Origin of the sequence: Gluconobacter sp. Dm-44 (genome assembly GCF_018256175.1) — a bacterium.
Taxonomy (GTDB): domain Bacteria; phylum Pseudomonadota; class Alphaproteobacteria; order Acetobacterales; family Acetobacteraceae; genus Gluconobacter; species Gluconobacter cadivus.
Genome location: NZ_JAERLZ010000006.1, coordinates 42,894 through 62,653 on the forward strand (window position 1 = coordinate 42,894; position 19,760 = coordinate 62,653).

Genomic DNA, 19,760 nt, shown 5'->3' on the forward strand with positions numbered 1-19,760 from the left:
CATTTTTAAAGTGTCCGCGGTACGCCGCGGGACACATTGGGGTTTCGGCGCATGAACGAACTCATGAAGATTCTGGGTCAGACCGGCCAATCGGTGACCTTCGACCAGATCAAGATCCAGCTCGCATCCAGCGAGCAGGTGCGCTCTTGGTCTTACGGCGAAATCAAGAAGCCGGAGACCATTAACTACCGGACGTTCAAGCCCGAGCGTGACGGCCTGTTCTGTGCGCGTATCTTTGGCCCGATCAAGGATTACGAGTGCCTTTGCGGCAAGTACAAGCGGATGAAGTTCCGCGGTATTGTCTGCGAAAAATGCGGCGTTGAAGTTACGCTGGCCAAGGTGCGTCGCGAGCGCATGGGCCATATCGAGCTGGCATCGCCTGTCGCACATATCTGGTTCCTGAAGTCGCTGCCGAGCCGTATCGCGACCATGCTGGATCTGCCGCTCAAGGACGTCGAGCCGGTTCTGTATTTCGAGAAGTTCCTAATTCTCGATAAGGGCGTCTGTGAATCCGATCAGATCGACTCTTATAAGAACGGCAAGAAGCGCGACCAGTATCTGCTGGACGAAATCCGCTGCGAAGACCTGCTGGATGAATATCCCGATGCAGGCATTGACGTCGGAATCGGTGCGGAAGCCATCAAGCGCGCGCTCTCCAGCTACGACTGGGGTATTCCGAACGATCAGGAACGCGACCTGAGTCTTGCGGCAAAGGAGAAGGGCCTTCCGGATCCGTTCGACTATGATGCTGAAGTCATGGAAGGCGATTCCGAAAAGACCATGATGCGCAAAAAGTTGCGCAAGGCCACTTCGGAAGCTGCCCGTAAAAAGCTCGTCAAGCGCCTGAAGCTGGTCGAAGCCTTCGTGGAAAGCGGTTCGCGTCCGGACTGGATGATCATGGACATCGTGCCGGTCATTCCGCCGGAACTGCGTCCGCTGGTGCCGCTCGATGGTGGCCGTTTCGCAACGTCCGATCTGAACGATCTGTACCGTCGCGTCATCAACCGTAACAACCGTCTGAAGCGGCTGATCGAACTGCGTGCGCCGGACATCATTGTCCGTAATGAAAAGCGCATGCTGCAGGAAGCTGTCGACGCCCTGTTCGATAACGGACGGCGTGGCCGCGCCATCACGGGTGCCAACAAGCGTCCGCTGAAGTCGCTGTCCGACATGCTGAAGGGCAAGCAGGGACGTTTCCGTCAGAACCTGCTCGGAAAGCGCGTCGATTATTCCGGTCGTTCGGTTATCGTGGTCGGCCCGGAACTGAAGCTGCATCAGTGTGGTCTTCCGAAGAAGATGGCGCTCGAACTCTTCAAGCCGTTCATCTATTCGAAGCTTGAGAAGTATGGTCACGCCACCACCATTAAGGCTGCAAAGCGCATGGTGGAAAAAGAGCGCCCGGAAGTCTGGGATATCCTCGAAGAAGTGATCCGCGAGCATCCGGTCATGCTGAACCGTGCGCCGACGCTTCATCGTCTGGGTATTCAGGCGTTCGAGCCGACGCTGATCGAAGGCAAGGCCATCCAGCTTCATCCGCTGGTCTGCACTGCGTTCAACGCCGACTTCGACGGCGATCAGATGGCCGTTCATGTGCCGCTGTCGCTTGAAGCTCAGCTTGAAGCTCGCGTCCTGATGATGTCCACGAACAACATCCTTAGCCCCGCGAACGGCAAGCCGATCATCGTGCCGTCTCAGGATATCGTTCTGGGCCTGTATTACCTGAGCCTTGAGGTTCCGGAATACCGCGAGACGCCGGATGATGCCGTCATCAAGGATGGTAAGGTCGTCACGGCTGCTCCGCCGGCTTATTCGGATGTTGCCGAAATCGAAAGCGCCATGCTTTCCGGCTCGCTCAAGCTGCATGACAAGATCCGTCTGCGTCTGGCGACGATTGACGCTGACGGCAAGTCCGTTCGTCAGACGATCGTCACGACGCCGGGTCGCGCCCTGATCGCGCAGATCCTGCCGAAGCATCAGGCCATCCCGTTCAGCCTGATCAACAAGCAGCTGACGAAGAAGAACGTGTCCGACGTGATCGACACGGTCTATCGTCACTGTGGTCAGAAGGAAGCGGTGATTTTCTGCGACCGTCTGATGGGGCTTGGTTTCCGTCACGCTGCTCGCGCCGGTATTTCCTTCGGCAAGGATGACATGATCATTCCGGATGCCAAGGCAACGCTGGTCGGCAAGACGTCGGAAGAAGTCAAGGAGTTCGAACAGCAGTATCAGGACGGTCTGATCACGGCTGGCGAGCGCTACAACAAGGTGGTCGATGCCTGGTCACGCTGCACGGACGAAGTCCAGGCTGCGATGCTCAAGGAGATCTCCAAGCAGGTCATTGGCAAGCCGACGAACTCGGTCTGGATGATGAGCCACTCCGGTGCCCGTGGGTCGCCGGCCCAGATGAAGCAGCTCGCCGGTATGCGCGGCCTGATGGTGAAGCCTTCGGGCGAGATTATCGAGCAGCCGATTATCGCGAACTTTAAAGAAGGTCTCTCGGTTCTCGATTACTTCACGTCCAGCCACGGTGCCCGTAAGGGTCTTGCGGATACGGCGCTGAAGACGGCGAACTCGGGTTACCTGACCCGTCGTCTGGTTGACGTGGCACAGGACTGCATCATCGTCGAGCCGGATTGCGGTACGGAACGCGGTCTGACGGTTCGCGCTGTCATGGATAGCGGCGAGGTTGTTTCCTCACTGTCCGAGCGTATTCTGGGCCGTACCCTGTCCAAGGATGTGCTGCACCCGGTCACGCAGGATGTCATCCTGCCGCGTAACACGCTGATTGAGGAAGCTGAAGCTGAACTCATCGAGAAGGCGGGCGTGGAGAGCGTTGATATCCGCTCCGTTCTGACCTGCGACAGCCGCGTCGGAATCTGTGGCCACTGCTACGGTCGCGATCTGGCGCGCGGTACGCCGGTCAATATCGGTGAAGCTGTCGGCGTTATCGCTGCACAGTCCATCGGTGAGCCGGGCACCCAGCTGACGATGCGTACCTTCCATATTGGTGGTGCAGCAACGCGTGGCGCTGAGCAGTCGATGGTTGAAGCCTCCCGCGATGGTATCGTGACGATCAAGAACCGGAACGTCGTCGAGAACTCGCAGAAGGTTCTGGTTGTGATGTCGCGTAACTGCGAAATCCTGCTGACCGACGAGAACGGTGTGGAGCGTGCCCGCTATCGTGTGCCTTACGGTGCGCGTCTGATGGTCTCGGAAGGCGAAGCGGTGACGCGGACCCAGAAGATGGCCGAGTGGGACCCGTACACCCTGCCGATCATCACCGAGCAGGCTGGTACGGTCGAGTATCTCGACCTGATCGACAGCATCACGCTTGTCGAGCGTATGGATGAAGTCACGGGTCTCAGTTCGAAGGTCGTCGTTGACTACAAGCAGGCAGCAAAGGGTGTGGACCTGCGTCCGCGTCTGCAGCTCAAGGATGCTTCTGGAAACGTCGTCAAGCTCGCCAACGGCAACGATGCCCGCTACTTCCTCTCGCCGGACAGTATTCTGTCGGTGGAGAACGGAGCAGAGGTCAATGCTGGTGACGTGTTGGCCCGTATTCCTCGCGAGGGGTCCAAGACGCGTGACATTACAGGTGGTCTGCCGCGTGTGGCCGAACTGTTCGAAGCGCGTCGTCCGAAGGATCATGCGATCATCGCCGAAGGCGAGGGACGTATTGAATTCGGCAAGGACTACAAGTCCAAGCGTTGTGTCATCGTCAAGAACGACGACACAGGTGAGGAGACGCAGTACCTGATCCCGAAGGGCAAGCACGTTTCCGTTCAGGAAGGCGACTTCGTCCAGAAGGGCGATCCGCTGGTCGACGGTCCGCGCGTGCCGCATGACATTCTCAAGGTCATGGGTGTCGAGGCCCTGTCCGACTATCTCGTCAACGAGATCCAGGACGTCTATCGACTGCAGGGCGTGAAGATCAATGACAAACATATCGAAGTCATTGTTCGCCAGATGCTGCAGAAGGTAGAAATCCTCGAGCCGGGTGATTCGACCTATCTGATCGGCGAGACGGTGGATCGTATCGAGTACGAAGGTGAAAACCAGCGTCTGCTTGAGAACGGGGATACACCTGCGAAGGCCATGCCGGTTCTGCAGGGCATCACAAAGGCCTCGCTGCAGACTCAGTCCTTCATCTCTGCGGCCTCCTTCCAGGAGACGACACGCGTCCTCACGGATGCTGCAACGTCGGGCAAGGTCGACACCCTCAACGGTCTCAAGGAGAACGTGATTGTCGGACGTCTGATCCCGGCAGGAACGGGCAGTGTGATGAACCGTCTGCGGGGTATCGCGGCCACTCAGGACCGTCAGCGTGTTGGTGGAACGTCGCAGGCAGCTGTCGAAGACGCAGCGGAATGAAAACGGGATCCCCGCTTTTAAAGAAGGCGGGGATCATCGCGTCCCGATTCTGGAAACTTTCAGTGCAGAATCGGGCCATTTCAGCTGAACCACTTGACTTGGCGTCGAACCCTTCGTAGGTTCCGCGCCCTCGGCACATGCCTTCTCGGAAGGCTGAAAAAGCCGACGAAGTTTAAAGAATCGCATGCGGTGCCGCTAATTTCCCTTCGGGAAAAATGCCAAGGCCGCACGCTGGAGAGAGAAGGGAACAGTTCAGGCTGTTTCCTTTTCACGATGTGGAAATGGCAGGCGGTCCTACCGCATGTCGGTTGGAACAAATGTCACGACAGGAACAGCAATGTTGCTGTCTGAAATAGGACAAGGATTGGGAAGGGCGCATGCCGACCATCAACCAGTTGATCGCGAACGGCCGTGAGCCGGCCGCAAAGCGGAACAAGGTCCCCGCACTGCAGGGCTGCCCGCAGAAGCGCGGCGTTTGCACGCGTGTGTATACCGTAACGCCGAAGAAGCCGAACTCCGCTCTGCGTAAGGTCGCCAAGGTGCGTCTGACCAACGGGTATGAGGTCGTGAGCTACATTCCGGGTGAAGGTCATAACCTTCAGGAACACAGCGTTGTTCTGATCCGTGGTGGCCGCGTGAAGGATCTTCCTGGCGTCCGTTATCACATCCTGCGTGGTGTGCTTGATACACAGGGTCTCGCCAAGCGTCGTCAGCGTCGTTCGCTGTATGGCGCGAAGCGTCCGAAGTAAGAGGTATTTGGAATGAGTCGCCGTCACCGCGCTGTAAAGCGCGAGATCCTTCCCGATCCGAAGTTCGGAGACGTCGTCATTACGCGCTTCATGAATGCGCTGATGTACGATGGTAAGAAATCCACTGCCGAGGGCATCGTTTACGGTGCGCTCGAAGTCATGCGCCGTCGCGGCGGCACGACTGCAGATCCGGTGGCCATGTTCCACTCGGCTCTGGACAACGTGAAGCCTGCGGTTGAAGTCCGTTCGCGTCGCGTCGGTGGCGCAACCTATCAGGTTCCGGTTGAAGTCCGCGCCGAGCGTCGTCAGGCCCTCGCGATCCGCTGGCTGATCGACGCCTCCCGCAAGCGTGGCGAGAACACGATGCAGGAGCGTCTGTCCAACGAACTGATGGATGCGGTCAACAATCGTGGCTCCGCTGTCAAGAAGCGCGAAGACACGCACCGTATGGCTGAAGCCAACAAGGCATTCAGCCACTATCGCTGGTAATCAGAACCGGTTAAAGGGCTTCCGGCAGTGTCACGATCTCGGGATCGTACACTGACCGGTTTGAACTTTCAGTCTTACTCCCGTTCCAGGTGGAGCGGGGTTTTGGAGAAAGACGATGGCAAAGGCTAAATTTGAGCGGACGAAGCCGCACTGCAACATCGGCACCATCGGTCACGTCGATCACGGCAAGACCTCGCTGACTGCTGCAATCACCAAGGTGCTGGCAAAGTCCGGTGGCGCAACGTTCAGCGCCTACGACCAGATCGACAAGGCTCCTGAAGAGCGCGCTCGTGGCATCACCATTTCCACGGCTCACGTTGAGTATGAGACGGCCAACCGTCACTATGCTCACGTCGACTGCCCGGGCCATGCTGACTACGTGAAGAACATGATCACGGGTGCAGCTCAGATGGACGGCGCAATTCTCGTCGTTTCCGCTGCTGACGGTCCGATGCCCCAGACGCGTGAGCACATCCTGCTCGCTCGTCAGGTCGGTGTTCCGGCTCTGGTCGTGTTCCTGAACAAGGTTGACCAGGTTGATGACCCGGAGCTGCTCGAGCTCGTGGAAATGGAAGTTCGTGAACTTCTGTCTTCCTACCAGTTCCCGGGCGACGATATCCCCATCGTCAAGGGCTCCGCTCTTGTGACGCTGGAAGATGGCGACGCAGCAATCGGTGAAGACCGCGTTCTCGAACTGATGACGCAGGTTGACGCTTACATCCCGCAGCCGGAGCGTCCGGTTGACCGTCCGTTCCTGATGCCGATCGAAGACGTGTTCTCGATCTCGGGTCGTGGTACGGTTGTCACGGGTCGTGTTGAGCGCGGCGTTGTCAACGTGGGTGACGAAGTCGAAATCGTCGGCCTGAAGGACACCATCAAGACGACTGTTACGGGCGTTGAGATGTTCCGCAAGCTGCTCGATCGCGGTGAAGCTGGTGACAACATCGGTGCACTGGTTCGTGGCACGAAGCGTGAAGACGTCGAGCGTGGCCAGGTTCTGGCAAAGCCCGGCTCCATCACGCCGCACAAGAACTTCAAGGCTGAGGCTTATATCCTCACGAAGGAAGAGGGCGGTCGTCACACGCCGTTCTTCACGAACTATCGCCCGCAGTTCTATTTCCGTACGACCGACGTCACGGGCGTCGTGACGTTGCCGGAAGGCACGGAAATGGTCATGCCGGGTGATAACGTTGCCATGGACGTGGAGCTGATCGCTCCGATCGCCATGGACGAAGGCCTGCGCTTCGCGATCCGCGAAGGTGGCCGTACCGTGGGTGCAGGTGTGGTTTCTTCCATCACCGCCTAAAGTCCTGCGTTTAGCTGTTGGCTTTGACAGCCCCGGTCAGATTTTTTCTGACCGGGGTTCCCTTTCAGGGGCAATGGCAGTAGGACGACACCCGAATTTTTGAGTTGGACGAACAAGAACATGGACAACCAGAACATCCGCATTCGCCTTAAGGCGTACGATCATCGCGTGCTGGACAACAGCACCAAAGAGATCGTAAACACGGCGAAGCGTACGGGTGCGCGGGTTCGGGGTCCGATCCCGCTGCCGACGCATATCGAACGGTTCACGGTGAACCGCTCGCCACACGTGGATAAGAAAAGCCGCGAACAGTTCGAAATTCGGACTCACCGCCGGCTGCTCGACATTGTCGAGCCGACCCCGCAGACCGTGGACGCCCTCATGAAGCTCGACCTCGCCGCTGGCGTGGACGTCGAGATCAAACTCTAAGGTCCAGACGATGCGAACCGGATTGATTGCAAAGAAGCTGGGAATGACCCGGCTGTTTAAGGAAGATGGCACGCATGTGCCTGTGACGGTCCTTCACCTTGACAATGTCGAGGTTGTGGATGCCCGCACGAACGAGCGCGATGGCTATACCGCCATTCAACTCGGACTTGGTAATGCCAAGGTGAAAAATGTCACCAAGGCGAACCGTGGCCATTTCGCCCGGACCAAGGTCGAGCCAAAGAAGCATCTGGCAGAGTTCCGCGTCTCTGAAGACGCCCTGCTGGAGGCTGGAACCAAGCTGTCCGCTGCTCACTTCGTTGTGGGACAGAAAGTTGACGTCACGGGCCAGAGCAAGGGCAAGGGTTTTGCGGGTGTTATGAAGCGTCATAACTTCGCAGGTCTCGAAGCATCCCACGGCGTCTCCATCAGCCACCGTTCCCATGGTTCTACAGGCCAGCGCCAGGATCCTGGCAAGGTCTTCAAGGGAAAGAAGATGGCAGGTCACATGGGTGACGAGCGTGTTACCACGCTGAACCTTGAGATCGCTGCCGTGGATGAAGAGCGCAACCTGATCATGGTCAGGGGTGCAATTCCTGGTGCGAAAAACGGCCTTGTGCTGATTCGCGATGCAATCAAGAAGGCTCGCCATGCTGATGCGCCGTACCCGGCAGCAACAGTGGCAGCCGCCGGTTGAGGACGAGGGGCATGGAATACGATATCAAGACCCTCGATAATGGTAGCGCAGGCTCTGTCGCGCTTCCGGAAGAGATTTTCGCGGTCACTCCGCGCTCTGACATCATGGCACGCGTCGTGCACTGGCAGCTGGCAAAGCGCCGCGCCGGTACGCACCGTACCAAGGGCATGGGTGAGATTTCTGGCACGACCAAGAAGCCTTTCCGTCAGAAGGGCACGGGTTCTGCCCGTCAGGGCTCCCTGCGTGCGCCGCAGTTCCGTACGGGTGGCGTTGTTCATGGTCCGGTCGTTCGCGATCACGGCTATGACCTTCCCAAGAAGGTCCGTCGTCTCGGCCTGATCTGCGCCCTGTCGCAGAAGGCTGCCGAGGGCAAGCTGATCGTTCTCGATGCAGCCAACGGTGTCACCAAGACCCGTGAAGCCGCAGCGAAGATCAAGGCTCTGGGCTGGACGTCCGCGCTGATCGTTGATGGTGCTGTTGACGAGCAGTTCGCTCGCGCAATCGCCAATCTGCCGAAGATCGACGTTCTGCCGACCATTGGTGCAAACGTCTATGACATCCTCAACCACGACGTGCTGGTCATCACCCGCGCCGGTCTTGAGGGTCTTAAGGAGCGTCTGGCATGACCACCAATACCGTCATGAACGCACACAAGACTGCACAGAACATGTCTCAGGAAACCCTGTATGACGTGATCCGTGCACCGCTGATCACCGAAAAGGCGACGCTTCTTTCCGAGCGTAACCAGGTGGTGTTCAAGGTCGCTCCCGGTGCGACGAAGCCTCAGATCAAGGTCGCGGTTGAGAAGCTCTTCAACGTGAAGGTGACCGGCGTGAGCACGCTGGTCCAGAAGGGCAAGGTCAAGCGCGTCAAGGGTCGTCCCGGCCGTCGCTCGGACATCAAGAAGGCGTATGTACAGCTTGCTGAAGGTCAGTCTATTGACCTTACAGCCAAGCTGGGCTGACGCGGGGTAGGATACCATGGCACTCAAGCACTTTAATCCCACGACGCCGAGCACACGCGGCACCGTGCTGATTGATCGTAGCGAGCTCTTCAAGGGCAAGCCGATCAAGCAGCTCACGGAAGGCAAGAACAAGTCCGGCGGCCGTAACAATCACGGTCGTACCACAGTTCGTTTCCGTGGCGGCGGGCACAAGCAGTCTTATCGTTATGTCGACTTCAAGCGTCGCAAGTTCGATGTGGCCGCAACGGTCGAGCGTCTCGAATACGATCCGAACCGCACGGCATTCATTGCGCTGATCAAGTATGAAGACGGCGAACTCGCCTACATCCTTGCTCCGCAGCGCGTGAAAGTTGGCGATCGCGTCATCTCCGGCGCCCACACGGACGTCAAGCCTGGCAACGCCATGCCGCTGGGTGCAATGCCGGTCGGAACGATCGTGCATAACATCGAGCTGAAGCAAGGCGCTGGCGGCAAGCTGGCCCGTTCCGCTGGCACCTATGCCCAGCTGGTTGGTAAAGACGCCGGTTACGCGCAGATCAAGCTGCAGTCCGGTGAACTGCGTCTTGTTCGTGGTGAATGCATGGCAACCGTTGGTGCTGTGTCTAACCCGGACAACATGAACCAGCACATGGGCAAAGCTGGTCGTTCCCGCTGGCTCGGACGTCGTCCGCACAACCGTGGCGTTGTCATGAACCCGGTCGACCATCCGCATGGTGGTGGTGAAGGCCGGACCTCTGGTGGCCGTCATCCGGTTACACCGTGGGGTGTTCCGACCAAGGGTTACAAGACGCGTGTTAACAAAAAGACGGATAGCCTGATCATCCGTCGCCGTAAGTCCGGCAAGTAAGAGGGGGCAAACAGAGATGGCACGTTCCGTCTGGAAGGGCCCGTTCGTTGACGGGTATCTGTTCGGCAAGGCCGAAGCGTCGCGCGCTTCGGGTCGTAATGAAGTGATCAAGATCTGGTCGCGTCGTTCGACGATCCTTCCGCAGTTCGTTGGACTTACGTTCGGCGTCTATAATGGTCACAAGTTCCTGCCAGTGCAGGTCACGGAGAACATGGTCGGTCACAAGTTCGGTGAGTTCTCGCCGACACGGACCTACACCGGTCATGGCTCTGACAAGAAGTCGAAGCGGGGCTGAAAATGAGCAAGCCAAAGCATATCCGCACGCTTGCTGACACGGAAGCGCAGGCTATTGCCCGCAACATCCGCGTCAGCCCGCAAAAGCTGAACCTGGTTGCGGCAATGATCCGCAACCAGCCGGCTGACAAGGCTATCGCCGCTCTTGCCTTCTCGCGTCGTCGTATCGCGCAGCAGGTCAAGAAGACTCTTGAGAGCGCCGTGGCCAACGCTGAGAACAACCATCAGCTCGACGTCGATCAGCTGGTGGTCAAGACTGCAGAAGTCGGCAAGTCCATTGTCATGAAGCGTTTCCACGCTCGTGGTCGTGGCCGTTCTTCTCAGATCCAGAAGTTCTTCAGCCACCTGAAGATTGTTGTTGCCGAGCGTGCGGAAGCACCGGAAGAGACGAAGCCGTCTCGCGGAACCAACAAAGAGCAGAAGGCAGCCTGATCCATGGGACACAAGGTCAATCCGATCGGGCTTCGGCTCGGCGTCAACCGTACCTGGGACAGCCGCTGGTACGCTGGTCAAGACTACGCGCGTCTGCTGCATGAAGATCTTAAGCTTCGTGCATTCCTGCGTCGCAAGCTGTCCGGCGCAGGCGTGTCCCGCGTTGTTATCGAGCGTCCGGCAAAGAAGCCCCGCGTGACGATCTACGCTGCCCGTCCGGGCGTCGTGATCGGCAAGAAGGGCCAGGACATCGACGCGCTCCGCAAGGAACTGAGCCGTATGGCGAAGACCGATGTGGCGCTGAACATCGTCGAGATCCGCAAGCCGGAAATCGATGCCACTCTCGTTGCCGAGAACATTGCTCAGCAGCTGGAGCGTCGCGTTGCATTCCGTCGTGCCATGAAGCGCGCAATCCAGTCCGCAATACGTTTGGGTGCCCAGGGCATCCGGATCACCTGCGGTGGTCGTCTGGGTGGTGCTGAAATCGCTCGTGCCGAAAAGTATCGTGAGGGACGCGTTCCCCTGCATACCCTTCGCGCCGATATCGATTACGGTACGGCAACTGCCAAGACAACGTATGGTACCTGCGGTGTGAAGGTATGGATCTTCAAGGGTGAGATCCTGGCTCATGACCCGCTGGCACAGGATCGTCGTGCTGCGGAGCAGGCTCCCCAGCGCTAAGACTGTGAGCGAAAGCTCGCAGTTCCTTTGCTGGTGCTGATTTGAGGATTTAACAACATGCTTTCCCCGAAGCGGACAAAGTTTCGTAAGGCCCACAAGGGCCGCATTCACGGTCTGGCGAAAAGCGGAACCCAGCTGAACTTCGGTGCCTTCGGCCTGAAGGCGCTGGAGCCGGAGCGGATTACCGCTCGCCAGATCGAAGCCTCCCGTCGTGCGATCACGCGTGCCATGAAGCGTGCCGGTCGCGTGTGGATTCGTATCTTTCCGGACACTCCGGTCTCGACAAAGCCCGCAGAAGTGCGTATGGGCTCCGGTAAGGGTAACCCCGAGTACTGGGCCGCACGTGTCAAGCCGGGTCGTATCCTGTTCGAGATCGAAGGCGTTCCGCCTGAGGTTGCCAAGCTGGCCCTGAGTCTGGGGGCTGCAAAGCTTCCGATCAAGACCAAGTTCGTTCAGCGTATCGGAGACGCGTAATGGCCGACACGTACAAGCCTGCCGATCTGCGCGCGAAGAGCGAAGATGAGCTGAATGCTCTTCTGCTCGACCTCAAGCGTGAACAGATCAATCATCGTTTTTCGGCTGCCACGGGGCAGTCGGAGAACACAAGCCGCGTCAAGGTCGTGCGCCGTGCGGTAGCACGTATCAAGACACTGGCTCACACATCGAAGAACCGTGCGGGCGCCAAAACGTCCGCCGCTAAGTCCTGAGAGGAGACGGACGATGCCAAGGCGCGTCCTGACGGGTCGGGTCACGAGCGACAAGATGGACAAGACGGTTACCGTTCTTGTCGATCGTCGCATCATGCACCCGCTCTACAAAAAGTTTATTCGCCGCTCCAAGAAGTACGCGGCTCATGACGAAGAAAACGTCTGCCAGACGGGCGATCTGGTTCGCATTGAAGAATGCGCACCGATCTCCAAGCGCAAGACGTGGTCTGTCGTGTCGCGCAACGGTGAGGAGCTGGCTGCAGCGTCCTCTTCCGTCAGCGCATAAGGGGGTAGGCACATGATTCATCCCGAGACCAACCTTGACGTCGCCGATAACTCCGGCGCGCGTCGGGTGCAGTGCATCAAGGTGCTGGGCGGCTCCAAGCGGAAGACTGCCTCGGTCGGCGACGTCATTGTCGTGTCCGTCAAGGAAGCAATTCCCCGCGGCAAGGTGAAGAAGGGTGACGTCCATCAGGCCGTTATCGTTCGCACCTCCTACCCGGTTCGTCGTGCAGATGGCTCCGCCATCCGTTTCGACAAGAATGCCGCTGTTCTTCTGAACAAGCAGCAGGAGCCGATTGGTACGCGTATCTTTGGCCCGGTGGTTCGTGAACTGCGTGCGCGCAAGTTCATGAAGATCATCTCGCTGGCTCCGGAGGTGCTGTAATGGCTGCTCGTATCAAGAAGGGTGACCAGGTTCTGGTCCTCTCCGGCAAGTCCCGTGGCGTTCGCGGCGAAGTTCTCGCTGTGATGCCGAAGGCCGAAAAGGCTGTTGTGCGCGGCGTGGCTATTGCCAAGCGTCACACGAAGCCTAACCGTGCAGGGGGAGAAGGTGGAATCATCGAGCGCGAAATGCCGATCCATCTCTCCAACCTGAAGCTGGTTGATCCGAAGAGCGGCAAGCCGACGCGTGTTGGCTTCCGCATTCTGGAAGACGGTCGCAAGGTTCGTGTTGCCAAGGCAACCGGCGAAGTGATCGAAGGCTGAGGAAGGCAACAATGAGCGAACAGAAGAACGCTTTGCCGCGTCTGCACCAGCGTTACGAAGATGTGCTGAAGAAGCAGCTTCGTGAGCAGTTTGGTTATGCCAACGAACTCCAGGTTCCTAAGCTCGAGAAGATCGTGCTGAACATGGGTGTTGGTGAAGCCGCCGGTGACCAGAAGAAGCTTGATGCCGCTTTTGCGGAAATGACCGTGATTTCGGGTCAGAAGCCTGTCAAGACCCTTGCTCGCAAGGCTATTGCCGGTTTCAAGATCCGCGAAGGTCTGCCCATTGGCTGTAAGGTCACGCTCCGTCGTGCCCGCATGTACGAGTTTCTTGACCGTCTGGTAACGATCGCCATGCCGCGCATCCGCGATTTCCGCGGCCTGCCGGCAAATAAGGGCTTTGATGGACACGGCAACTTTGCCATGGGCATCAAGGAACAGATCGTGTTTCCTGAGATCGAGTATGACAAGATCGATGCCGTCCGCGGTATGGACATCATCTTCGTGACCAGCGCCAAGTCTGATGCTGAAGCAAAGGCCCTGCTGAAGGCCTTTGATCTGCCGTTTAACGGCTGATCCATAATTTTTCAGACCGATCACGGTTAAAATCAGGATTCGGCCTTCCATTGGAAGGCCGCTTTCCTTTATAGACACGCTGATTGGAAAACCGTCGGGATAGGCCTGACAGGTTCCGGGAGAAAATTCGAGATGGCGAAGGTCTCAGCGGTAAACCGTAATAACCATCGCGCTGCCCTGGTGAAGCGCGACAAGGAAAAGCGGACCGCTCTCAAGAACATCATCAAGGATCGTACACTGTCGGTTGAAGACCGCTTTGATGCGACCCTTAAGCTGGCCCAGATGCCGCGCAATGGATCCGCGACCCGCGTCCGTCTGCGTTGCAAGCTTTCTGGTCGCCCCCGTGCCAACTATCGCAAGTTCGAACTGAGCCGTATTGCTCTGCGTGATCTTGCCTCCGCCGGCCAGATTCCTGGCATGGTCAAGTCGAGCTGGTAAAGGGTAGATCGAATGTCTTTGTCTGATCCACTGGGCGATATGCTGACCCGGATCCGCAATGCGCAGCGTGCCCGTCATGCTGTCTGCGTTGCGCCTGCATCCAAGCTGCGCGCAAGCGTTCTGGAAGCCCTGAAGCGTGAAGGCTACATCCGTGGCTTCGCTGCTGAAGAGCTCCGCAAGGGTGTTGCACAGCTCCGTATTGAGCTGAAGTATGTAGAAGGCCAGCCGGTCATCAAGGAAATCCATCGCGTTTCCAAGCCCGGCCGTCGCGTCTACTCGAAGATCAAGGAACTTCCGCGCGTTTATGCCGGCCTTGGTGTGTCGATCCTGTCCACCCCGCGTGGCGTCCTGTCGGACGTCGAGGCTCGCGCTGCCAACGTTGGCGGCGAGGTCCTCTGCCGCGTCTTCTAAGGAGGGTCGCATGTCTCGCGTAGGTAAATATCCCGTCGAAGTTCCGGCTGGCGTGCAGGTTTCCGTTGCTGATGGCATCTTCAAAGCCAAGGGCAAGCTGGGTGAACTGACCGTTCCGGTTTCCCGTCATGTGGAAGTCAAGATCGAAGGTAGCAATGTTTCCGTTGCTCCTCTTGGTCGTCGTTCGCGTGAAAACTGGACCATGTGGGGAACCACCCGTGCTCTGATCGCCAATACGGTCAAGGGTGTGTCGGACGGCTTCACCAAGGGGCTTGAAATTCAGGGTACGGGTTTCCGTGCTGCTGTTCAGGGCTCGAACCTGGTGATGAACCTCGGCTTCTCGCACGATGTTGTCTATCCGATTCCGGAAGGCATCAAGATCACCACGCCGCGTCCGACCGCGATTGTCGTTGAGGGTAACGACAAGCAGCGTGTTGGTCAGGTTGCGCTCGATATCCGCAGCTTCCGCAAGCCTGAGCCTTACAAGGGCAAGGGTGTTCGGTATGAGACCGAGGTTCTGCGTCGCAAGGAAGGTAAGAAGAAGTAATGGCAACGCAGCAAGGATTGCAGGAACGCCGCCGTCAGCGGCTGCGCTTCCAGCTTCGTCGCAAGAGCGGCGGCCGGCCGCGTCTGTCGGTCTTCCGTTCCAGCAAACACATTCACGCCCAGATCATCGACGATGCACAGGGCCGTACGCTCGCCAGCGCCTCTACGCTGGAAAAGACGCTTCGCGATGCTGGTAAGACCGGTGCCGACGTGTCTGCGGCCACGGCTATCGGTAAGCTGATTGCCGAACGTGGTGTTGCCGCTGGCGTGAAGACTGTCGTGTTTGATCGCGGCTCTTATCTGTATCATGGCCGGGTCAAAGCCCTGGCAGAGGCTGCCCGTGAGGGCGGACTTTCGTTCTAAGGAGATCACACATGGCACGTGAGCCAAGAGAAGGCGGCCGTGGTGGTCGTGAGCGCGAGCAGGGCGATGATCTGATCGACAAGCTCGTCACCATCAACCGTGTTGCCAAAGTCGTAAAGGGTGGTCGCCGTTTTGCGTTCGCTGCCCTCGTCGTTGTCGGTGACCAGAAGGGGCGCGTTGGTTACGGTGCGGGCAAGGCTCGTGAAGTTCCCGAGGCAATCCGTAAGGCAACCGAGCGTGCAAAGCGCACGATGATCCGTGTGCCGATGAAGGAAGGTCGTACCCTCCATCACGACACCTTCGGTCATTACGGTGCTGGCAAGGTTGTTGTTCGTGCGGCTGAAGCCGGTACGGGTATCATTGCCGGTGGTCCGATGCGTGCAGTGTTCGAAAGCCTCGGCGTCAATGACGTTGTGGCCAAGAGCTTGGGAACGCGGAACCCGCATAACATGATCAAGGCAACGTTTGCTGCGCTCGAAAAGGCCAGCAGCCCACGTCATGTTGCGTCCCGTCGCGGCAAGAAAGCTGCTGAACTGTTTGGCAAGCGCGAGCAGGGTCAGACGGAAGCGGAGGTGACAAATGGCTGAGAATGGCAAGACCGTTCAGGTTACGCAGATCGCTTCGGTCATCGGTCGTAAACCGGGCCAGGCTGAGACCATCATTGGTCTTGGTCTGCGCGGAATTGGTTCCACGCGCACGCTGGAGGATACTCCGGCCGTGCGTGGAATGATCCGCAAGGTTGCCCACCTCATCAAGGTGGAGGGTTGAAATGAACCTCAACGAACTGCGTGACAACGAGGGTTCTCGTTATCGCAAGAAGCGTCTTGGACGTGGCATCGGGTCCGGCAAGGGCAAGACGTCAGGCCGTGGCGTCAAGGGTCAGAAGGCTCGTGAAGGCGTCTCGCTCAATGGCTTCGAGGGTGGTCAGCTTCCGCTGTACCGTCGTATGCCGAAGCGTGGCTTCGTGAACATTTTCCGCAAGGAATATGCTCCGGTGAACCTCGGTGCGATCTCCAAGGCCATCGAAAACGGAAAGCTGGACAAGGCTGCAACCGTCACTGAGGAGACCCTGCGTAAGGCTGGTCTCGTCAACGGAAGCAAGCTGGCTGGTGTCCGTCTTCTGGCCCATGGTGAACTCTCGCATGGCGTGACCATCGAAGTTGCTGGCGCCTCTGCTGCTGCTCTGGCAGCAGTCGAGAAGGCTGGTGGTACCGTTAAGGTGCTCGAGACCAAGAAGGACGCCCAGGCTGAGGCCTGAGTTCTCTTCTCCCGGGCTTTGTCCGGGTTAGGGTTGGATAGTGAACAGCGTCCCGTGCTTATGTGCGGCGACGCTGTTTTCATGAAAGGACAGGTGGATGGCTTCCGCAGCAGAGCAGCTCGCCGCCAATCTCAATATGAGTTCGTTTTCCAAGGCGACCGAACTCAAGAAGCGCATCTGGTTTACTCTCGGAGCGCTGATCGTCTATCGACTTGGCACCTATATTCCGGTGCCCGGCGTCGATGCGACCGTGATGGGGCAGCTTCTTGCCCAGCATCAGGGTGGCATTCTGGGGATGTTCGACATGTTCACGGGCGGTGCGCTTGGGCGTATGACCGTGTTCGCATTGAATATCATGCCGTATATCAGCGCCTCGATCATTATTCAGCTTCTTTCCACGGCGCTTCCTTCCATGGAAGCGATGAAGAAGGAAGGTGAGGCGGGTCGTAAAAAGCTCAATCAGTACACGCGCTATCTTACTGTGTTTATCGCTCTTTTCCAGGCTTACGGCATTGCCGTCGGGCTTGAAAACATGACGGCGCATGGTGCGAATGCTGTGGTAGCTCCGGGAGCGTTCTTCATTGCCTCCTGTGTGGTGACGCTTGTCGGCGGGACGATGTTCCTGATGTGGCTGGGCGAGCAGATTACGTCCAGGGGTGTCGGGAATGGCATTTCCCTCATTATCTTTGCGGGTATCGTCGCCAATCTGCCGAATGCTCTGGCCAGTCTTTTCGAACTGGGACGGACAGGAGCGCTTTCGCCAATTTTTGTGGTGATTTTTCTGGTTCTGGCGATTGCTGTCATTGGCTTCATCGTCTTCATGGAGCAGGCACAGCGTCGCGTTGTGATTCAGTATCCCAAACGTCAGGTTGGAAACCGTATTTTCGGCGGTGACTCCACCCACATGCCGCTCAAGGTCAACACCGCAGGTGTTATTCCGCCGATTTTCGCATCATCCGTATTGCTGATTCCTGTGACCATTTCCGGTTTCATGAACGGCCATTCGATGCCGGGATGGCTCTCCATTCTGGGGCAGCAGCTTGGCCAGGGGCAGCCGCTCTATATGCTGTTCTATGCTGCGATGATCCTGTTCTTCTCCTATTTCTATGCGGCGATTACATTCAATCCCGAGGAAACGGCAGAAAACCTGCGGAAGCAGGGTGGATTCATTCCGGGCATTCGACCGGGTGCGAGCACGGCGACGTATTTTGACAAAATCCTGTCCCGTCTGACCGCGATCGGCGCTCTGTACCTGGTTGTAGTGTGTTTGTTGCCGCAGATCCTGATCAGCAAATATAATGTCCCGTTCTATTTTGGTGGCACGAGTCTGATCATTATCGTCTCGGTCACGATTGATACGGTCACGCAGATTCAGTCTCATCTGGTGGCGCATCAGTATTCGGGTCTGATCCGCAAGCAACGCAGTCGCGGAAGCCGTGGTGGAGTGCAGGGAGGCACGAAACGTCGATGAACATCATTCTTCTTGGACCGCCCGGAGCCGGCAAGGGAACACAGGCCAAACGGCTTGAGACCCTCTATGGCTTCAAGCAGATTTCCACGGGCGATATGCTGCGCGCCGAGGTGGCTGCGGGCTCGGCGATTGGCAACGAAGCCAAGACGATCATGGAGAAGGGACAGTTCGTTCCAGACCCGATTATCGTTGCCATGATTCAGAACCGTATCGCACAACCGGATTGCCAGCGTGGATTCATCCTTGATGGCTTTCCCCGGACAGAAAGTCAGGCCGAGGCGCTCGATGCAATGCTGTCGCAGCGTGATCTGACAATCGGTGCGGTCATTCTGCTGGACGTCAACGAAGACGAACTCGTGGAGCGTATCGCCAGCCGCAAAAGTGAGGACGGAACGCGGCGTCCGGACGACAACCCCGAGGTTGTCCGTGCGCGTCTTGACGTCTATCGCAAGCAAACCGCTCCGATCCTTCCTTATTATGAGAAAGCCGGGCGTCTGCTTCATGTTGACGGTATGAAAGACGTTGAAAGCGTTGGCGAAGCGATTGATGCCATCGTCACAGGCGCGGCAAAAAACTGAGTTTCAGACAGATATCACGGAAAAGTGATCTCTATTATTTGACTCAGGTGGGGTGGGCAGTCTATTGCGCGCCCTCGACATAGGTGTAGCCAAACTGTTCGTGCGTCTGCCGGAATCGGTAGGCAGCAGGTTTGGCTACAAGATCATCGACCTGGCCATGGCTGGGGATATAACAGTCTGAAGCGGCTCCGGGCCGTTTCAATGGGAGTAACAAGCGTGGCACGTATTGCCGGCGTAAACATTCCGACCAACAAGCGGGTCGTCATTGCCCTGCGTTATGTCTATGGCATCGGTCCGGCGACAGCGCAGTCCATCTGCACGAAGCTCGAAATTCCCGATGCCAAGCGCGTCAACGAGCTGTCTGACGACGAAATCGTCAAGATCCGCGAACTGATCGATTCCGAACTGCGCGTCGAAGGCGATCTTCGTCGTGAAACCGCAATGAACATCAAGCGTCTGATGGACCTCGGTTGCTACCGTGGCCTTCGTCACCGTCGTGGCCTCCCGGTCCGCGGTCAGCGTACGCACACCAATGCCCGTACCCGCAAGGGCAAGGCTGTGGCGATTGCAGGCAAGAAGAAGGTTACGCGCTAATCCGCGCATGATTTTTTTTCATCGACGTTTTGCTTAAACTTTTAGGACGACCTCTCTCATGGCGAAGGCCGCTGCTCCGCGTATCCGTAAAAAGGAACGCAAGAATATCATTTCCGGTGTTGCTCACGTGCTTTCCACGTTCAACAACACCATGATCACCATTTCTGACGCACAGGGCAACGCGATTGCCTGGTCGTCGTCGGGTGCGCAGGGCTTTAAAGGCTCCCGTAAGTCCACGCCGTATGCTGCTCAGGTCGCTGCAGAAGATGCCGGCCGCAAGGCACGCGAGCATGGCATGGAAACGCTTGAGATCGAGGTCTCCGGTCCGGGTTCGGGGCGTGAAAGCGCTCTTCGTGCTCTTCAGGCCGTAGGGTTCAACATTACGTCCATCCGCGACATGACGCCCGTGCCGCACAATGGCTGCCGTCCCCGGAAGCGTCGTCGCGTCTGAGTGATGCTGTGCTGCGTATCGCGTGCGATACGCAGCATCTGTAAGTGATTGCATCTTTTACCGCACCGATGGTGCGGGCCCAGGTGCCGCCAATCCCCTTGGCGTGCTTCGTTGTTTGAAAGGCC

General features: G+C 57.8%; 29 protein-coding genes. All 29 read left to right on the forward strand.

Annotation, left to right across the window (positions count from 1 at the left end; translation table 11 throughout):
• Window positions 1-51 precede the first annotated feature (51 nt).
• The gene (gene rpoC / locus JK213_RS08740) at window positions 52-4,371 is read left to right on the forward strand and encodes a DNA-directed RNA polymerase subunit beta' (RefSeq protein WP_194262295.1); all 4,320 of its coding nucleotides are present in this window, start codon (window positions 52-54) and stop codon (window positions 4,369-4,371) included.
• Between the two features lie 377 nt (window positions 4,372-4,748).
• Window positions 4,749-5,120: a 30S ribosomal protein S12 gene (rpsL, locus tag JK213_RS08745; protein ID WP_011251969.1), complete on the forward strand. Its 372-nt coding sequence runs from the start codon at window positions 4,749-4,751 to the stop codon at window positions 5,118-5,120.
• Window positions 5,121-5,132: 12 nt separating this feature from the next.
• Window positions 5,133-5,609, forward strand: a complete 477-nt coding sequence (gene rpsG, locus JK213_RS08750; protein WP_011251968.1) for a 30S ribosomal protein S7 — start codon at window positions 5,133-5,135, stop codon at window positions 5,607-5,609.
• Between the two features lie 115 nt (window positions 5,610-5,724).
• Window positions 5,725-6,915, forward strand: a complete 1,191-nt coding sequence (tuf, locus tag JK213_RS08755; RefSeq protein WP_099286920.1) for an elongation factor Tu — start codon at window positions 5,725-5,727, stop codon at window positions 6,913-6,915.
• A 120-nt stretch (window positions 6,916-7,035) separates the two neighbouring features.
• Window positions 7,036-7,344, forward strand: a complete 309-nt coding sequence (rpsJ, locus tag JK213_RS08760; protein ID WP_007282720.1) for a 30S ribosomal protein S10 — start codon at window positions 7,036-7,038, stop codon at window positions 7,342-7,344.
• A gap of 10 nt (window positions 7,345-7,354) precedes the next feature.
• On the forward strand, window positions 7,355-8,038 hold the full coding sequence (rplC, locus tag JK213_RS08765; RefSeq protein WP_041110841.1) for a 50S ribosomal protein L3: 684 nt from the start codon (window positions 7,355-7,357) through the stop codon (window positions 8,036-8,038).
• An 11-nt stretch (window positions 8,039-8,049) separates the two neighbouring features.
• The gene (gene rplD, locus JK213_RS08770; RefSeq protein ID WP_099286919.1) at window positions 8,050-8,664 is read left to right on the forward strand and encodes a 50S ribosomal protein L4; all 615 of its coding nucleotides are present in this window, start codon (window positions 8,050-8,052) and stop codon (window positions 8,662-8,664) included.
• A gap of 41 nt (window positions 8,665-8,705) precedes the next feature.
• A complete protein-coding gene (locus tag JK213_RS08775; RefSeq protein ID WP_194255033.1) occupies window positions 8,706-9,002 on the forward strand; it encodes a 50S ribosomal protein L23 in 297 nt (98 codons plus the stop codon).
• Between the two features lie 16 nt (window positions 9,003-9,018).
• Complete coding sequence (gene rplB, locus JK213_RS08780) at window positions 9,019-9,849, forward strand: 50S ribosomal protein L2 (RefSeq protein WP_099286917.1); 831 nt, start codon at window positions 9,019-9,021, stop codon at window positions 9,847-9,849.
• 16 nt (window positions 9,850-9,865) lie between these two features.
• Entirely contained in the window at window positions 9,866-10,144 is a 279-nt protein-coding gene (gene rpsS / locus JK213_RS08785) for a 30S ribosomal protein S19 (protein WP_011251962.1), read from the forward strand.
• 2 nt (window positions 10,145-10,146) lie between these two features.
• Entirely contained in the window at window positions 10,147-10,575 is a 429-nt protein-coding gene (gene rplV, locus JK213_RS08790) for a 50S ribosomal protein L22 (RefSeq protein WP_062029303.1), read from the forward strand.
• Between the two features lie 3 nt (window positions 10,576-10,578).
• Window positions 10,579-11,256 (forward strand): 30S ribosomal protein S3, encoded by a 678-nt coding sequence (gene rpsC, locus JK213_RS08795; protein ID WP_194262296.1) that lies wholly within the window; start codon window positions 10,579-10,581, stop codon window positions 11,254-11,256.
• Window positions 11,257-11,313: 57 nt separating this feature from the next.
• The gene (gene rplP / locus JK213_RS08800) at window positions 11,314-11,730 is read left to right on the forward strand and encodes a 50S ribosomal protein L16 (RefSeq protein WP_011251959.1); all 417 of its coding nucleotides are present in this window, start codon (window positions 11,314-11,316) and stop codon (window positions 11,728-11,730) included.
• The gene (gene rpmC / locus JK213_RS08805; protein ID WP_062029304.1) at window positions 11,730-11,963 is read left to right on the forward strand and encodes a 50S ribosomal protein L29; all 234 of its coding nucleotides are present in this window, start codon (window positions 11,730-11,732) and stop codon (window positions 11,961-11,963) included. Before rplP ends, rpmC begins: the two co-directional genes overlap by 1 nt.
• Before the next feature lie 13 nt (window positions 11,964-11,976).
• A complete protein-coding gene (gene rpsQ, locus JK213_RS08810; RefSeq protein ID WP_194262297.1) occupies window positions 11,977-12,249 on the forward strand; it encodes a 30S ribosomal protein S17 in 273 nt (90 codons plus the stop codon).
• Window positions 12,250-12,261: 12 nt separating this feature from the next.
• The gene (gene rplN / locus JK213_RS08815) at window positions 12,262-12,630 is read left to right on the forward strand and encodes a 50S ribosomal protein L14 (protein WP_011251956.1); all 369 of its coding nucleotides are present in this window, start codon (window positions 12,262-12,264) and stop codon (window positions 12,628-12,630) included.
• Window positions 12,630-12,950, forward strand: coding sequence for a 50S ribosomal protein L24 (gene rplX / locus JK213_RS08820; RefSeq protein ID WP_146859703.1), 321 nt, complete (start codon window positions 12,630-12,632; stop codon window positions 12,948-12,950). The genes rplN and rplX overlap by 1 nt, the downstream gene beginning before the upstream one ends.
• A gap of 11 nt (window positions 12,951-12,961) precedes the next feature.
• Window positions 12,962-13,525, forward strand: a complete 564-nt coding sequence (rplE, locus tag JK213_RS08825; protein WP_099286916.1) for a 50S ribosomal protein L5 — start codon at window positions 12,962-12,964, stop codon at window positions 13,523-13,525.
• 132 nt (window positions 13,526-13,657) lie between these two features.
• A complete protein-coding gene (rpsN, locus tag JK213_RS08830) occupies window positions 13,658-13,963 on the forward strand; it encodes a 30S ribosomal protein S14 (protein ID WP_011251953.1) in 306 nt (101 codons plus the stop codon).
• 12 nt (window positions 13,964-13,975) lie between these two features.
• Entirely contained in the window at window positions 13,976-14,374 is a 399-nt protein-coding gene (gene rpsH, locus JK213_RS08835; protein ID WP_011251952.1) for a 30S ribosomal protein S8, read from the forward strand.
• A 10-nt stretch (window positions 14,375-14,384) separates the two neighbouring features.
• Window positions 14,385-14,921 carry a 50S ribosomal protein L6 gene (gene rplF / locus JK213_RS08840; protein ID WP_062029308.1) on the forward strand — a complete coding sequence of 179 codons (537 nt, stop codon included), beginning with the start codon at window positions 14,385-14,387 and terminating at the stop codon, window positions 14,919-14,921.
• Window positions 14,921-15,283 (forward strand): 50S ribosomal protein L18, encoded by a 363-nt coding sequence (gene rplR / locus JK213_RS08845; protein WP_099286914.1) that lies wholly within the window; start codon window positions 14,921-14,923, stop codon window positions 15,281-15,283. The genes rplF and rplR overlap by 1 nt, the downstream gene beginning before the upstream one ends.
• An 11-nt stretch (window positions 15,284-15,294) precedes the next feature.
• The gene (rpsE, locus tag JK213_RS08850; protein ID WP_099286913.1) at window positions 15,295-15,870 is read left to right on the forward strand and encodes a 30S ribosomal protein S5; all 576 of its coding nucleotides are present in this window, start codon (window positions 15,295-15,297) and stop codon (window positions 15,868-15,870) included.
• Window positions 15,863-16,051 carry a 50S ribosomal protein L30 gene (rpmD, locus tag JK213_RS08855; protein WP_194262298.1) on the forward strand — a complete coding sequence of 63 codons (189 nt, stop codon included), beginning with the start codon at window positions 15,863-15,865 and terminating at the stop codon, window positions 16,049-16,051. The genes rpsE and rpmD overlap by 8 nt, the downstream gene beginning before the upstream one ends.
• 1 nt (window position 16,052) lies before the next feature.
• Complete coding sequence (gene rplO, locus JK213_RS08860; protein ID WP_194262299.1) at window positions 16,053-16,541, forward strand: 50S ribosomal protein L15; 489 nt, start codon at window positions 16,053-16,055, stop codon at window positions 16,539-16,541.
• Window positions 16,542-16,638: 97 nt separating this feature from the next.
• On the forward strand, window positions 16,639-18,012 hold the full coding sequence (gene secY, locus JK213_RS08865) for a preprotein translocase subunit SecY (RefSeq protein ID WP_194262300.1): 1,374 nt from the start codon (window positions 16,639-16,641) through the stop codon (window positions 18,010-18,012).
• Window positions 18,009-18,590, forward strand: coding sequence for an adenylate kinase (locus tag JK213_RS08870; protein WP_194262301.1), 582 nt, complete (start codon window positions 18,009-18,011; stop codon window positions 18,588-18,590). Before secY ends, JK213_RS08870 begins: the two co-directional genes overlap by 4 nt.
• A 216-nt stretch (window positions 18,591-18,806) precedes the next feature.
• Window positions 18,807-19,184: a 30S ribosomal protein S13 gene (gene rpsM / locus JK213_RS08875; RefSeq protein ID WP_099286973.1), complete on the forward strand. Its 378-nt coding sequence runs from the start codon at window positions 18,807-18,809 to the stop codon at window positions 19,182-19,184.
• Between the two features lie 58 nt (window positions 19,185-19,242).
• Window positions 19,243-19,635, forward strand: coding sequence for a 30S ribosomal protein S11 (gene rpsK / locus JK213_RS08880; protein WP_011251943.1), 393 nt, complete (start codon window positions 19,243-19,245; stop codon window positions 19,633-19,635).
• Window positions 19,636-19,760 lie beyond the last annotated feature (125 nt).

What these genes read in the sequence shown, in the direction of transcription:
- rpsC (WP_194262296.1), top strand. Translation starts at nt 10,579, where the DNA reads ATGGGACACAAGGTCAATCCGATCGGGCTTCGGCTCGGCGTCAACCGT.
- secY (WP_194262300.1), top strand. Translation starts at nt 16,639, where the DNA reads ATGGCTTCCGCAGCAGAGCAGCTCGCCGCCAATCTCAATATGAGTTCG.
- rplN (WP_011251956.1), top strand. Translation starts at nt 12,262, where the DNA reads ATGATTCATCCCGAGACCAACCTTGACGTCGCCGATAACTCCGGCGCG.
- tuf (WP_099286920.1), top strand. Translation starts at nt 5,725, where the DNA reads ATGGCAAAGGCTAAATTTGAGCGGACGAAGCCGCACTGCAACATCGGC.
- rplC (WP_041110841.1), top strand. Translation starts at nt 7,355, where the DNA reads ATGCGAACCGGATTGATTGCAAAGAAGCTGGGAATGACCCGGCTGTTT.
- rpmD (WP_194262298.1), top strand. Translation starts at nt 15,863, where the DNA reads ATGGCTGAGAATGGCAAGACCGTTCAGGTTACGCAGATCGCTTCGGTC.
- rplO (WP_194262299.1), top strand. Translation starts at nt 16,053, where the DNA reads ATGAACCTCAACGAACTGCGTGACAACGAGGGTTCTCGTTATCGCAAG.
- rpsJ (WP_007282720.1), top strand. Translation starts at nt 7,036, where the DNA reads ATGGACAACCAGAACATCCGCATTCGCCTTAAGGCGTACGATCATCGC.
- rpsG (WP_011251968.1), top strand. Translation starts at nt 5,133, where the DNA reads ATGAGTCGCCGTCACCGCGCTGTAAAGCGCGAGATCCTTCCCGATCCG.
- rplB (WP_099286917.1), top strand. Translation starts at nt 9,019, where the DNA reads ATGGCACTCAAGCACTTTAATCCCACGACGCCGAGCACACGCGGCACC.
- rplF (WP_062029308.1), top strand. Translation starts at nt 14,385, where the DNA reads ATGTCTCGCGTAGGTAAATATCCCGTCGAAGTTCCGGCTGGCGTGCAG.
- rpsS (WP_011251962.1), top strand. Translation starts at nt 9,866, where the DNA reads ATGGCACGTTCCGTCTGGAAGGGCCCGTTCGTTGACGGGTATCTGTTC.
- rpsK (WP_011251943.1), top strand. Translation starts at nt 19,243, where the DNA reads ATGGCGAAGGCCGCTGCTCCGCGTATCCGTAAAAAGGAACGCAAGAAT.
- rplX (WP_146859703.1), top strand. Translation starts at nt 12,630, where the DNA reads ATGGCTGCTCGTATCAAGAAGGGTGACCAGGTTCTGGTCCTCTCCGGC.
- rplE (WP_099286916.1), top strand. Translation starts at nt 12,962, where the DNA reads ATGAGCGAACAGAAGAACGCTTTGCCGCGTCTGCACCAGCGTTACGAA.
- rpoC (WP_194262295.1), top strand. Translation starts at nt 52, where the DNA reads ATGAACGAACTCATGAAGATTCTGGGTCAGACCGGCCAATCGGTGACC.
- rpsL (WP_011251969.1), top strand. Translation starts at nt 4,749, where the DNA reads ATGCCGACCATCAACCAGTTGATCGCGAACGGCCGTGAGCCGGCCGCA.
- rplP (WP_011251959.1), top strand. Translation starts at nt 11,314, where the DNA reads ATGCTTTCCCCGAAGCGGACAAAGTTTCGTAAGGCCCACAAGGGCCGC.
- rplV (WP_062029303.1), top strand. Translation starts at nt 10,147, where the DNA reads ATGAGCAAGCCAAAGCATATCCGCACGCTTGCTGACACGGAAGCGCAG.
- rplD (WP_099286919.1), top strand. Translation starts at nt 8,050, where the DNA reads ATGGAATACGATATCAAGACCCTCGATAATGGTAGCGCAGGCTCTGTC.
- rpsN (WP_011251953.1), top strand. Translation starts at nt 13,658, where the DNA reads ATGGCGAAGGTCTCAGCGGTAAACCGTAATAACCATCGCGCTGCCCTG.
- rpmC (WP_062029304.1), top strand. Translation starts at nt 11,730, where the DNA reads ATGGCCGACACGTACAAGCCTGCCGATCTGCGCGCGAAGAGCGAAGAT.
- rplR (WP_099286914.1), top strand. Translation starts at nt 14,921, where the DNA reads ATGGCAACGCAGCAAGGATTGCAGGAACGCCGCCGTCAGCGGCTGCGC.
- rpsH (WP_011251952.1), top strand. Translation starts at nt 13,976, where the DNA reads ATGTCTTTGTCTGATCCACTGGGCGATATGCTGACCCGGATCCGCAAT.
- rpsQ (WP_194262297.1), top strand. Translation starts at nt 11,977, where the DNA reads ATGCCAAGGCGCGTCCTGACGGGTCGGGTCACGAGCGACAAGATGGAC.
- JK213_RS08775 (WP_194255033.1), top strand. Translation starts at nt 8,706, where the DNA reads ATGTCTCAGGAAACCCTGTATGACGTGATCCGTGCACCGCTGATCACC.
- JK213_RS08870 (WP_194262301.1), top strand. Translation starts at nt 18,009, where the DNA reads ATGAACATCATTCTTCTTGGACCGCCCGGAGCCGGCAAGGGAACACAG.
- rpsE (WP_099286913.1), top strand. Translation starts at nt 15,295, where the DNA reads ATGGCACGTGAGCCAAGAGAAGGCGGCCGTGGTGGTCGTGAGCGCGAG.